Origin of the sequence: Sphaerisporangium melleum, from assembly GCF_014646695.1 — a bacterium.
Classification (GTDB): domain Bacteria; phylum Actinomycetota; class Actinomycetes; order Streptosporangiales; family Streptosporangiaceae; genus Sphaerisporangium; species Sphaerisporangium melleum.
In genome coordinates, this window is sequence record NZ_BMNT01000020.1 from 1,450 (window position 1) to 11,605 (window position 10,156).

Sequence of the window (10,156 nt, forward strand, 5' to 3'; positions counted from 1 at the left end):
CGGCCCGGCCGCCGCGGTTGACCCTGACACAATGTGAGGCCGTATACCGGAGGGCGTCATGTTCAGTATTGGAGATTTCGCCCGTCTCGGCCGGGTGTCCGTGCGCATGCTGCGGCACTACGACACACTCGGACTGCTCCGGCCCGCCATGGTCGACCAGGCCACCGGCTACCGCTACTACGAGGCGGGGCAACTGTCCCGCCTCAACCGGCTGATCGCGCTCAAGGATCTCGGCCTCAGCCTCCAGCAGGTGGGCCGGATCCTTGAGGAGAAGGTCGGCCCCGAGGAGATGCACGGCATGCTGAGACTGCGCCGCGCGGAGCTGGAGACGAAGGTGGCCGACGACACCGCGCGGCTGGCCAGGGTCGAGGCGAGACTCCGGATGATCGAAATGGAGGGCGTCGTGCCCATGGACGTCGTGATCAAGAGTGTTCCGGGGGTCCGGCTCGCCGAGCTCAGCGGCATCGCGGAGAGCTACGATTCCATCGGTCCGGTGGTCCAGCCGCTGTACGGAGAGCTGACCAAGCGGCTCGGCATGGCCGGGCTGGCCATCGTGGGGCCGGCGGTCGCCTACTACGAGCAGGTCCCCGAGGGCGTGCGGGTGCACGCCGGGGCCCCGGCGCACCTGGAGCCGGGCAAGACCTACGACTTCGACGTCGTGGACCTGCCGGCGGTGGAGCAGGCGGCCACCATCGTGCACCACGGGGCCATGGAGGACATCGGTGCCACCTGGCAGCGGCTCGCCCAGTGGATCGAGGCGAACGGCTTCCGCAGCTCCGGCGTCGCCCGCGAGGTCTACCTCGTGTACGGCGACGGCGACCCGGCCGGCTGGGTGACCGAACTCCAGGAGCCCGTCACCCGCTGATCGCGGCACACCGTCCCGGCCACGGCCGGCCGGGACGGTGTACGGCGGAGCGGGACGACAGGGCCGCGCGGAGGCGACCGGCAGATCCCTCGCCCGGTGGGACGACCTCCGCCCGTGGTCACCGCGGATTCGATCCTGATAGCGGCGATGATGCACGGAAATACAATGCGGCCGCCGAATTGCAGTCGCCTGTCCAATTCGCGAGTCGGCCGCCATTCCGTACCGGCATCTCCAGCGAATGAGTGGATCAAGATATCGTGCTGGATGCCGTCCCCCGGTTTTGCCGTCATCGCGCGGCGGTAGATGCACCCCGACGCCACCTTGAGGTGTGGCTCACCCGAAATACCTCCGGCGATTCTGGCGAAATTCCACCAAGACCACGCCGGGCACTTCGTTGCCAATCAGGCCGGGCGCATCTGGCCTCTGATCGCCATGCGGGAATTTCCTATGGACGAACTTCGCCGGAGCGTCAAGAGATCGTCGGCCGACGCAGGAGGAAGCCTTCGGCGGGGTGCCACATTCGCACTGGCGGTTCTGCTGACGGTGGCGGCCCTCATGGTCGCCTCCGTCGCGTCGGCGGCCGCGCCATCGGGCGGCGTGCTGGCATGGGGGCAGAACACCACTGGGCAACTGGGCACCGGGAACACCACCAGCAGCAGTGTCCCGATCTCCACCGCACTACCGGCGGGCACCATCATCACCGATGTCGCCGCGGGCTCGGCACACAGCCTGGCGGTCACCGCGACCGGACGGGTGCTCGCCTGGGGACAGAACACCTTCGGCCAACTCGGCAACGCGACCACCACCAACAGCAGTGCCCCGATCTCCGCCTCGATACCGGCCGGCACCATCATCACCGCCGTCGCCGCGGGATCCGGGCACAGCCTCGCGCTCACCTCCACCGGACAGGTGCTCGCCTGGGGACAGAACACCTTCGGCCAACTCGGCAACGGAACCACCACCAACACCAACGTTCCCGTGCTCACCTCGCTACCGGCGGGCACCACCGTCATCGCGATCGCCGCAGGTGCCGGGCACAGCCTCGCGCTCACCTCCACCGGACAGGTGCTCGCCTGGGGACAGAACTCCTACGGCCAACTCGGCAACGCGACCACCACCAACAGCAGCACGCCCGTGCGGACCTCCCTGCCGGCCGGCACCACCGCCGTCGCGGTCGCCGCGGGCAGCTACCACAGCCTCGCGCTCACCTCGACCGGACGGGTACTGACCTGGGGATACAACTCCTACGGCCAACTCGGCAACGCGACCACCACCAGCAGCAACGTCCCGGTCACCACCTCGCTGCCCGCGGGCACCACGGTCACCTCGGTCGCCGGCGGCACGTACCACAGCTTGGCCGTGACCTCCACCGGGCAGGTGCTCGCCTGGGGATACAACGGCTATGGCCAACTCGGCAACGGAACGAGCACCAACACCAACGTCCCGGTGAACACCTCCATACCCGCCGGCATCACGATCACGGACGTCGCCGGGGGCGCCCTGCACAGCGTGGCGGTCACCTCGGCCGGACGGGTGCTGGCCTGGGGATACAACTTCTACGGCCAGCTCGGCAACGGGACCACGGCCACCAGCAACGTGCCGGTGAACACCTCCATACCGGCGAGTGAGACGGTCGAGGCGATCGCCGCGGGGTCGTACCACAACCTGGCGATCGCGGAGTCGACGCAACCGCCCTTCGGCATCAGCACCGCCTTCTACACGCCGAGTGGCGGCACACAACCCACCAAGTACATCGGATACGTGAACGGCACTCTGCACGTGTACGTACGCTCGGAATTCGACACCGCCGCCGGTAACTGGGTCGATATCGCCGCGACATCTCTGGCCGGCCCGCCGCCCCTGGACGCGCTGGAGATCTCGCTGGCCTCGGGCGACAGGATCACCGGAAACCCGCCGAGCGCCACTCCCGTCCTCACCATCACGATTCGCGACACCAACAACGACGTGTACGAGAGCGACTGCACGAGCGCGCCGGCGACACCTGCCGGACGCCTCAGTGCCTGCTCACGCTGGAAGCCCTACAGCCGGCCCGGCGCCGCATCGGCGGCCTCGACCCGCGCCGGCCGGGGGCCGGAATGATTCAGGATCGCGGCGAGCGGTGCTCGGCGGTCAGCTTCTCCAGCACGGGCACGATGTCGTTCGGGGTCGGCATCGCCAGGGCCTCGGTGCGCAGCCGGGCCGCCTTCGCCGCGAACGACGGGTCCTCCAGGACCAGCTTGAGGCTGTCGCGGAGCACACTCGCGGTCAGGCTGCGAGCGTTGGCCGCGTACACGCCGGCGCCGCGCTCCTCCAGGCCGATGGCGTTGGCCAGCGGTCCGAGCCACTTCTCGACCGTGAAGTCATGCGGCACGATGACCTGCGGCACGCCGTTCTCCAGCGCCCCGGCGAACGCCCCGCTGCCACCCTCGTGGACGATCGCCGAGCAGGTGGGCAGCAGGGCGTTCAGCGGTACGAAGTCGACGACACGCACGTTGTCCGGCACGACCGACACCGACGCGAGTTGCTGTGCGTTGAAGGTCGCGACCACCTCGACGTCGAGGTCGGCCACGGCGTCGAGGAGTTCCTGCACCGAGATGCCGCTCATGCCGGCGTCCCGGTGCGTGACGCCGAGCGTCATGCAGACCCGCCGGCGCGCCGGCGGCTCCTCCAGCCACCGCGGCACGATCGACGGCCCGTTGAACGGGACACGACGCGCCGGGACGTAGTGCACGCCCTCGACTCCCGGGATGAAGCTCGGGAGCGGGGAGACGGTCCACTGCCCGAGCACCGCCTCCTCGTCGAACGCGCAGCCGTAGCGGTGCATGATCGGCTCGAGCCAGTCGCGCAGCGGGTCGCCGCCGGAGCCGGGCCTGGCCAGGCAGGCCGCGCGGACCTGCGCGATCCGGTCCATGCCGAACAGCTGCCGGGCGTGCGCCGCGCCGACGGTCCGGGCCGCCAGCGCACCGGGGAACGCGGTCGGGTCCGTGATGACCAGGTCCGGGCGCCACGCACGGGCGACGCTCACCAGGTCGTCGATGGTGTCGTCCGGGAACAGCGCCGTACGCACGCCCGCGATGAAGTCCGCGAGTTCGGCATGCGGATCGCCCCACCCGAAGTCGGTCTGCAGGGACTTCCCGGTGCGCATCCCGCGGGGGTCGGCGGGCTCCATCTGGTCGTAGAACGGCACCGCCTGCGCCATCTTCTCGTGGATGCGCAGTTCACCGCCGATCAGTACGCCCGGGAGCCCGGTGTGCACGATGTCGCCGGCGATGTCCGGCGGGCCGGCGACCCGCACGTCGTGCCCCGCGGTGCGCAATGCCCAGGCCAACGGCACCAGCGCGTACAGGTGGGAGCGGAACACATTGGTCACGAAGAGAACCCGCATCGAAAGGTCCTTCCACTCGGATGGCCGGTGACGGCGGCGCGTCCTCGGCCGCGCCGTCCGGGACTAGTGGTCGCGGTTCATCAGGGAAGCGGTGAGAGCGCCGAGGCCGGCGCGGGCGGAGCCATCGAGGTCGAGGTCGTCGATGAGATCCCACGCGGCGGAGACCTGGCGGTCGGCCTCGGCGAGGGTCCAGGCGCGGCCCCCCGCCTCCTCGATCAGCTCGGTCAGCAAGGTGACGTCCTGGTCGGTGAGCGGCTCGCGCCCTGAGTAGAGGTCGGCGATGCGCGCCGGGCCGGTGCCACCGGCCGCGAGGGCCGCGGCCACCGGTGCGCTCTTCTTCCTGGCCCGCAGGTCGGCCCCCACCGGTTTGCCGGTGACAGCGGGATCGCCCCAGATGCCGAGGACGTCGTCGACGAGCTGGAACGCCACGCCCAGATGGACGCCGAAGCCCTCCAGCCGGACGGCCCAGTCGGGCGGCGCCGGTGAGCGGGCGGCGCCCAGCCGGCAGGCGCAGCCGAGCAGCACGCCGGTCTTGCCGGCCATCATGGCCAGGCATTCGTGCACCGTCACCGTGCTCTCGGACTCGAACCGCAGGTCGAGGTCCTGCCCCCCGGCCAGCAGCCGCAGGGAGCGGGCCAGGACCGCCACGCTGTGCGCGGTCCGCGCGTCGTGCCGGTCGGCCAGCGCCTCGAATCCCAGCGCGATGAGCGCGTCCCCGGCGAGGATGGCCAAGGACGTCCCGTACCTGGCCCAGACGGTCGGCCGATGCCGGCGTTCTGTGTCGCCGTCCATGATGTCGTCGTGGATGAGCGAGGCGTTGTGCAGCAGTTCGATCGCGGCGGCGGCGGGCACCGCGTCCTCGGGCCGGCCGCCGGCGGCGGCGGAGCACAGCAGGGTGAAGGCCGGCCGCAGCAGCTTGCCGATCACCTGGCCGGTCGGCCGGCCGTCCTCGTCGTACAGGCCGAGCTGGTAGCCGCAGACCTGCCGCAGTTCCCCGTCCAGCCGGTCCACCCAGGCGCGCAGCTCCGGCGGCAGCAACCGCCGGGCGAGCAGCACCCCGGGGTTGACGTCCGGGACCGGCCGGACGACGTCGATGGGGGCGTTCATGCCCCGCTCACCCGCTCGACCAGCGCTGATTCCAGGTAGTCGGCCGGGGCGGCCCCGTCGCGCAGCGCGTCACGGTACCGGCGGGTGCTCGCCGACCAGTCCAGGTTCCCCCGCATCCAGGAGCGCATGCCGGCCAGGTACGCCTCCACCTGCGGCGTCCATCCCCTGCTCTCGGCACGGACCGCGGGCTCCAGGGCGAGGTACTCGGCGAGCCGCTCGGTGATCATGCCGGCCACCGTGCCGATCGCCTCGGCCCGGTCGAGGCCGCGTGCTCGCCCGACGACGGTGACCAGGTTGTGGTACTCGCCGACGGAGGTCTCCTTGTCCAGCGAGTACAGGTCGTTGGTCCAGCACACCACGTCGCAGGCCGCCTCCAGTGCCCGCGCGAACGCGTCGCCGTCGTAGACCTCCGCGGGGACGTCGATGTGCTCGACGATCTCGATCAGGTCCATGCACACGTAGATCGCCCCGGTGTGCCGGCGGTTGGCCACGTAGTCCTGCTCGCCGGGGACCGCACCGGCCGTCCGGTTGGCGGCCTCCCAGCAGGCCGCCATGCCTCCGGCCACCACGTGGGAGATGAACCGCTCGCGCCAGGCGGGGCTCGCCGACGCCGTCGCACGCCGCCACAGGTCGTCCAGCGCGGTCACGATGGACGGGCCGGCCGGGTCGGCGCGGTGGCCTTCGAGGACGTCGAACAGCTCCCCCATGAGCCGCCCCGCCCGGTCGGGGTCCCGGCCGAGCAGCCCGTCGTCGAGCTGGTCGTCGAGCAGGAACAGCCACGCGAACCAGTCCGCGACCAGCCCGAGGTCCGCTTCGCTCGCCGTCGGGTAGGTCACGGCGGCGAACCAGCCGAAGTCCGCGCGGTCGAACCGCTCACGAGCCGAGTCCCGCCCGATCAGCCCTCGCTCGGCCACCCACTGGTTCAGGTGCCGGACGGCGGTGCCGGCGTGCGGATTGGTCTCGGGGGCGATGGCGTCGAACGCCTCGGTCATCGCGGCGATCCGGCCGGCGGTCATCGCCGCACCATCCGCACGTGCACGCCGCCCGCGGGGTGCAACGTGATCAGCGGTTCCGGCCGCACTTCGCGGTGCCCGTCCGGGATCACCACGCGGTACGCCTGCGCGATCATGGCGAGAATGATCGTCAGCTCGGTCAGCGCGAAGTGCTTGCCGATGCAGACCCGCGGACCGCTGCCGAACGGGATGTAGGCGTGCCGGGGCCGTTTCGCCACCTCCTCGGGAGAGAAGCGGTCCGGGTCGAACACCTCGGGGTCGGGCCAGAACTCCGGGTGGCGGTGCAGTGCGTAGATGTTGAGGTACAGGTCCGACTTCGGCGGGATCCGGTAGCCGCCGATCACGTCCTCCTCGATCGAGGAGCGCATGGTCTGCCACGCGGGGGTGTACAGCCGCAGCGTCTCGTCGACGATCATCCTGGTGTACTTCAGCCGGAACACGTCGTCGAAGGTCGGGACGCGGCCCCCGAGGACGCTGTCGACCTCGGCGTGCAGCCTTTCCTGCACCTCTGGATGCCGGCCCACCGTGTACATCAGCCAGGAGACCGAGTTGCTGGTCGTCTCGTACCCGCCGATGATCAGATTGAGCACCTCGCGGTGCAGTTGCTCCTCCGACAGGCCGGTGCCGGTCACATCGTCGACCGCGTAGATCATCGCGTCCAGCAGATCGTCATGCTGCTCTCCGCCGGCCACCCGCTCGGCGATGATGTCGGCGACGAACCCGTCCATGGTCCGGATGATCTCCGCCAGCCGGCGGTGCGACGGCGTCGGCCAGGTCAGCGGGATGAGCGGGAACCGGAAGAAGGCACAGGCGATCTGGTTGGCCTCGAAGAACATGTCCTCGATGACCTTGCCGCGTGCGCCGACCTTGGCACCGAACAGCGAGCGGAACACGATGCGCATGGCGAGCTGGCCCAGCTCGGTGCTGACGTTGACGACGTCCGACGGCCCGTACTGCCGCTCCCATCGGCGCAGCATCATCGACGTCTCGTCGGTCATGTTCTCGGCGAAGCCGGCGACCTGGGGGCGGTGGAACGAGGGCTGCATGGTCCGCCGCTGGTGCCGCCAGGGTTCGCCGCCGACGTTCCCGATCAGCCCGCCGCGCAGGATCGGCGCGATGGCGCGGAACAGGAACGTGTTCTTGTCGTAGTTCTCGTGGTTGCGCACGAGAACGTGCTCGAAGTAGTCGGGGTGATTGAGCATGGCCATCCTGATGCCGAGCACCCGGATCCAGACGATGTCCCCGTAGTCGGCGATCATCTGGTTCAGGAAACCCACCTGGTCACGCCGCATCGCGAACGTGCCGCGTAATTCGTCCCACAGTCTCGGACGGGGCACCGGTTCCGCCGTTCGCCCACGTGAATTCACCGTCCGGGACGCGGCGCGCACCCGGCGGTCGTCAATGATTCTGTTGGTCATGGTTTCCATCCTGCGGTCGCACCCGATATCAGGATGGTACGAGCGGCCGCGACCGCCGATCTCTTCTGAATTGCGCTTTACCGGCCGGCCCGGCGTCCTGCTTTATTCCGAATATCGGCCGGTCCGGTTCTGCTGCCCCATCTTCCCGTATCGACCCCCATATTGGCCCCCGTTATCGGCCCACCGCAAATGCCGCCGACCGCCGCGCGTCTCCGAACGTGCGGTATCGGTCTCCCACTGTTGTCCCACGGGCGGATATCGTTCATCGTGTGATGGCATAAGCCCACGACCAGGAGTTTCGCCATGACGATCGCACCGCCGGGCCATGAGACGGTCACCATCGTCGACCGCTGGTCGACCGCCTTCAACAGGCACGACGCCGCGGAATACGTCGCCTGCTACGCAGCGGACGCCGTTTTCGAGGACGTCGGATTACACCGGATATTCCACGGGCGTGCGGAACTCACCCAGTTCTTCAACGAGTGGGACGAGGCCAGTCCGGACAGCCGGGTCGACGTGGAACGGATCATGCCGACCGACGGCGGCGCGGTCGTGACCTGGACCGGCCGGGGAACATTGTCGGGGGAATTCTCACACCTGTCGCCGACCGCCGTCCCGGGCAGCCGCATCGAACTGCGCGCGATCAGCGTTCTGGAAATATCGGCCGACGGGCTGATCCAGCGGCACACCGACTACTACGACGTTCTCACCCTGCTCCGGCAGATCGGCGTGGTATCCGGCTGACGAATCACGCCCGCCGCGCGGGAAAAGGAGCACCAGGTCGATACGGCCCGGTGCGGGAAACTTTTCGGCCGGCCGAGAAGGCCGGGCATAGGGAGGCGACGGCATGAGGGTCGAGACCCGAGAGACGACCGGCCATCTGGACCTGGACCGGCTCGGCCAGGATTTCATCGACGACCCCTATCCGGTGCTGGCCGGGCTGCGCGAGCGGGACCGCGTCCCGAAAGTCGTCTACCACGGGATCCCGGCCCTGATGGTGACCCGCTTCGACGACCTGAAGGCGATGTACACCGAGCCCCGGCTGTCGGTGAACCCCGGGAACGCGCCCGGCCACGTCCGGGCCGTGCCCTGGGTGGCGGCCGCCGAGGCCCTGGGACTCGGACAGTGCCTGGCGGCGGTGGACCCGCCGGAACACACCCGGCTGCGCCGGCTGGCGAACGCCGCCTTCACCCCCCGGCACGTCGAACGGCTGCGCCCCCAGGCGCGGGCGATCACCGAACGGCTGGTGCGCGACGCCGCCGCACGGGGCCGGGCCGACATTCTGGCCGACCTGTCGTTCCCGCTGGCCATCGAGATGATCATGGGGCTGATCGGGGTGCCGGCCACCGACACCCGCGCGTTCCAGCACAACACCTACACGTTCCTGTCCAGCGACCCCGCCGACCTGCCCAGAGTGCCGGAGGCGCTGGTCTGGCTGAAGACCTACATCGCCGGCCTGGTGACCGCCAAGCGTGCCGCACCGGGCAACGACCTGCTCAGCGCGCTCATCGCGGAAGGCACCGACGACGAGCGGCTCACCGGGCCCGAGCTGGAGGCCATGACCCTGATGCTGCTGGTCGGCGGCTTCAACACCGTGTCGAGCCTGATCGCCTGCGGGCTGCTGACGCTGCTGAGGCACCCGGACCAGCTCGCCGCGCTGCGCGCCGATCCGGAGCTGATCCCGGGCGCGGTCGAGGAGATGCTCCGGTACGACGCGACCCTCGGATCGAGCCTGATCAGGTTCGCCACCGAGGACCTCACCTTCGCCGGGGCAGAAGTCCGCCGCGGCGACGTCGTGGTCGGCTCGATCCTGGCGGCCCACCGCGATCCGCGCCGGTTCACCGACCCCGACCGGTTCGACATCCGGCGGGACGTGGGCCGGCACCTGGCCTTCGCCCACGGCATCCACTACTGCCTGGGCGCCGCACTGGCCCGGATGGAGGCGCAGACGGCGTTCGCGGTCCTGCTCGAACTGTGCGGCGACATCCGGCTCGCGGTGCCCGTCTCCGAGCTGTCCTATCGGGTCATGCCGACCGTACGGGTCCTGGAGAGCCTGCCAGTACTCCTGGCGCCCGCCGAGAGGAGCCGGCCCGGCCGATGACGGGCCGGTGTGTCCCGCCGTTCCCCGCCGGCCTGCACGACCCCGTTCGGCAGATCTCCGACCTCGGGTTCGGCGAGTTCTTCCGCCGGCTCGAGTACAAGACCCAGTGGTACGGCTCGAGCCTCTGGGCGGCCGACCGCTGGTTCCCGTCCTCGAGACTCTGCAGCGGCTGCGGAGCTGTCAATGGAGACCTCACGCTCGCCGACCGGACGTGGACATGCGGGTGCGGTCTCGAGCACGACCGGGATGTGAACGCCGCCCGCAACC

At 69.9% G+C, this 10,156-nt stretch carries 9 protein-coding genes; 5 read left to right on the forward strand and 4 right to left on the reverse strand.

What is annotated here, in order from left to right:
- The first annotated feature begins 58 nt into the window (after positions 1 to 58).
- Together IEY93_RS18430 and IEY93_RS18435 are read left to right on the forward strand one after the other, a co-directional pair.
- Positions 59 to 865 carry a MerR family transcriptional regulator gene (locus IEY93_RS18430; protein WP_189164332.1) on the forward strand — a complete coding sequence of 269 codons (807 nt, stop codon included), beginning with the start codon at positions 59 to 61 and terminating at the stop codon, positions 863 to 865.
- A gap of 555 nt (positions 866 to 1,420) precedes the next feature.
- A complete protein-coding gene (locus IEY93_RS18435; RefSeq protein WP_203968691.1) occupies positions 1,421 to 2,965 on the forward strand; it encodes an RCC1 domain-containing protein in 1,545 nt (514 codons plus the stop codon).
- A 1-nt stretch (position 2,966) separates the two neighbouring features.
- Here IEY93_RS18435 and IEY93_RS18440 read toward each other — a convergent pair whose 3' ends face one another.
- The 4 genes from IEY93_RS18440 to IEY93_RS18455 all read right to left on the reverse strand — a co-directional run bounded on the left by IEY93_RS18440 (position 2,967) and on the right by IEY93_RS18455 (position 7,707).
- Entirely contained in the window at positions 2,967 to 4,250 is a 1,284-nt protein-coding gene (locus IEY93_RS18440) for an activator-dependent family glycosyltransferase (protein WP_189164334.1), read from the reverse strand.
- A 63-nt stretch (positions 4,251 to 4,313) separates the two neighbouring features.
- The gene (locus IEY93_RS18445; protein WP_189164335.1) at positions 4,314 to 5,357 is read right to left on the reverse strand and encodes a polyprenyl synthetase family protein; all 1,044 of its coding nucleotides are present in this window, start codon (positions 5,355 to 5,357) and stop codon (positions 4,314 to 4,316) included.
- Positions 5,354 to 6,373 (reverse strand): terpene synthase family protein, encoded by a 1,020-nt coding sequence (locus IEY93_RS18450; protein WP_189164336.1) that lies wholly within the window; start codon positions 6,371 to 6,373, stop codon positions 5,354 to 5,356. Before IEY93_RS18450 ends, IEY93_RS18445 begins: the two co-directional genes overlap by 4 nt.
- Entirely contained in the window at positions 6,370 to 7,707 is a 1,338-nt protein-coding gene (locus IEY93_RS18455; RefSeq protein ID WP_189164337.1) for a cytochrome P450, read from the reverse strand. The genes IEY93_RS18450 and IEY93_RS18455 overlap by 4 nt, the downstream gene beginning before the upstream one ends.
- A 384-nt stretch (positions 7,708 to 8,091) precedes the next feature.
- On the opposite strand from IEY93_RS18455, the gene IEY93_RS18460 reads away from it, so the two are divergent.
- The 3 genes from IEY93_RS18460 to IEY93_RS18470 form a co-directional block, all read left to right on the forward strand.
- Positions 8,092 to 8,532: a nuclear transport factor 2 family protein gene (locus tag IEY93_RS18460; RefSeq protein ID WP_189164338.1), complete on the forward strand. Its 441-nt coding sequence runs from the start codon at positions 8,092 to 8,094 to the stop codon at positions 8,530 to 8,532.
- 103 nt (positions 8,533 to 8,635) lie between these two features.
- Positions 8,636 to 9,889, forward strand: a complete 1,254-nt coding sequence (locus tag IEY93_RS18465; protein ID WP_189164339.1) for a cytochrome P450 family protein — start codon at positions 8,636 to 8,638, stop codon at positions 9,887 to 9,889.
- Positions 9,886 to 10,156 (forward strand): zinc ribbon domain-containing protein (locus IEY93_RS18470; RefSeq protein WP_373291487.1); only part of this gene is annotated, 271 nt, incomplete at its 3' end. The genes IEY93_RS18465 and IEY93_RS18470, both read left to right, overlap by 4 nt.